Raw genomic sequence first — 470 nt, 5'->3', positions numbered from 1 at the left:
CATTATTAACAACCATAACACAAACTAATATAGTATTATCTTTTATAGCATTTAATACCTTATCTGATGTAACAATACCATCTTCATTAGGTTTTAAATATGTAAGTTCAAATCCTTTAGTCTCTAAGTATCTACATACATTTAAAACACTCGGATGCTCAATACCTGTGGTAATTATATGACCTTTACCATAAAAATTAGCTACTCCCTTTATTATCCTATTACTTCATTCTGTAGCTCCTGATGTAACTATTAAGTCTTTACTACTTGATATGTTTGAACTACTTGCTCTATATTCACTAACTTTTTCTACTTCATATCTTGCTTTATTACCATCAGCATGTACTGATGAAGCGTTTGCATACAAATCAAATACTTTTAAAATAACTTCTCTAAATCTATTTAATATTTTTGTAATTGATGCGTTGTCAACGTCAATTCTCATGAGTTACTCCTCACTGATAATATAC

General features: G+C 28.7%; 2 protein-coding genes. Both read right to left on the bottom strand.

Going from position 1 to position 470, the window contains the following annotated elements; all coding sequences use genetic code 11:
- The coding region (locus tag AYC59_RS08240) for an aminotransferase class V-fold PLP-dependent enzyme (RefSeq protein ID WP_369323995.1) at nucleotides 1-163 on the bottom strand (163 nt) is incomplete at its 3' end.
- A gap of 63 nt (nucleotides 164-226) precedes the next feature.
- Nucleotides 227-445: a hypothetical protein gene (locus AYC59_RS07995; protein ID WP_066894328.1), complete on the bottom strand. Its 219-nt coding sequence runs from the start codon at nucleotides 443-445 to the stop codon at nucleotides 227-229.
- Between the last annotated feature and the right edge of the window lie 25 nt (nucleotides 446-470).

The sequence above is a fragment of the Pseudostreptobacillus hongkongensis genome, from assembly GCF_001559795.1.
In the GTDB taxonomy this organism is placed as follows: domain Bacteria; phylum Fusobacteriota; class Fusobacteriia; order Fusobacteriales; family Leptotrichiaceae; genus Pseudostreptobacillus; species Pseudostreptobacillus hongkongensis.
This window is presented reverse-complemented; position numbering and strand designations above follow the sequence as displayed.